1 protein-coding gene is annotated in these 1,337 nt (G+C 25.9%); it reads right to left on the bottom strand.

What is annotated here, in order from left to right; genetic code table 11:
• Positions 1-307: 307 nt before the first annotated feature.
• A complete protein-coding gene (locus IC219_RS21280) occupies positions 308-469 on the bottom strand; it encodes a hypothetical protein (RefSeq protein WP_227831942.1) in 162 nt (53 codons plus the stop codon).
• Positions 470-1,337: the final 868 nt, after the last annotated feature.

Here is a 1,337-nt window from a genome sequence, read left to right as displayed (position 1 = left end):
TCCATTAGTTAGTGTACAAGGTACTATGAATAGGGATATATTAAAAGAAGTAGAAAAAATGATTAAAAAGTCTCAAGATGAACTTGCCAAAGAAATAGTAAGAAAAACTAAATATTAAAATATTATGGCTTTTTATTTTAAAAAAGTTATTTAATTAGAATAATGACAACATTGACAGTTGTGACAATATTGGAGTATAATTATGATATAAATGATATAAAATTTATATCATAAAAACAAAAAGAGACTACAAACTATTTGCAGTAGGGTGTAGTTCTTGAAGTTAACAATAAAAAAAATAATAGATTTATGTATTACTTTCAGAATCACTAGACCCTCCAGTCTGGTGATTCTTTAGTTTTCTAATAGATGATTTCAAATTTAAGATTGCATCTATCAGCTTCGTCAAATGATTTATTATTCTCGTAATCATAATTATCATTATTAAAAATAAAACTAAGTACTCCATAGTCTCACCCCCTTTCCTGGGGATTTTAACTAAAGAGCCATCACCCTAATAGTCTAAACTGTAGTCTCTAAAAATATTATACCATAAATTACCAATATGTTAAATTTAATATTATATTGACGACAGGAGTAGAATAAAGATATAATACAGATAACAGAAAATTAAAATATTTTACATAAAGAATTTCTACTTATCTATGCCACCTTAAACAAGTGGCTCTTTTCATACTCTGGTATATATTTAAGGAGGTGTTACAAATTATAAATAATATAGTAGATTGTGAACTTCTTATTGAGACAGAAATAAGAATGAAATATATAGATGAAAAAGACCTTGAAGATATTGAAGTGAACTTTGAATAATGAAATGATTTATAATATATCTATTTTGAGTATGTATTAATTGGAATCAATAATCGTCTTTATCTGGTGATTTTTTATTTATTGACTGTAAACGAATCTGTTTTACAAAAAACGTATTTGTGGTATAATAAAAGTAAGGAATTTAATCTACTTAATACAAAGAGTGATTGTTTCCTTAAAGTTAATTAAAAATCAATTTATCTTTTGAAACCACTCTTATTGGCGTCTGAGTGGTTTTTTGCTTTATCATATATGTAACAAGCTATTAAACTTGATACAATATTTAGGCAAACATTAAACACTACTGTTTCCATAAATTCACCTCCCCATAAAAAAATAAAGTGAGGCTCACCTCCTTCCTTTGAAGAAGTAGGCTAAGTATAGAAACAACCACTCTTAGCACTTTCGATTTATAATTCCTTACTATAACAAATTATACCATAATTTAACAATTAATAAAATATTTTAGCCCATTATTAATGATGGGCTTTTTTAATGTAAAGAAG

This window comes from Clostridioides sp. ES-W-0018-02 (genome assembly GCF_020658175.1).
Lineage (GTDB): Bacteria > Bacillota > Clostridia > Peptostreptococcales > Peptostreptococcaceae > Clostridioides.
Note: the sequence above shows the minus strand (reverse complement) of the source record. Positions and strands in the feature narration are given on the sequence as shown.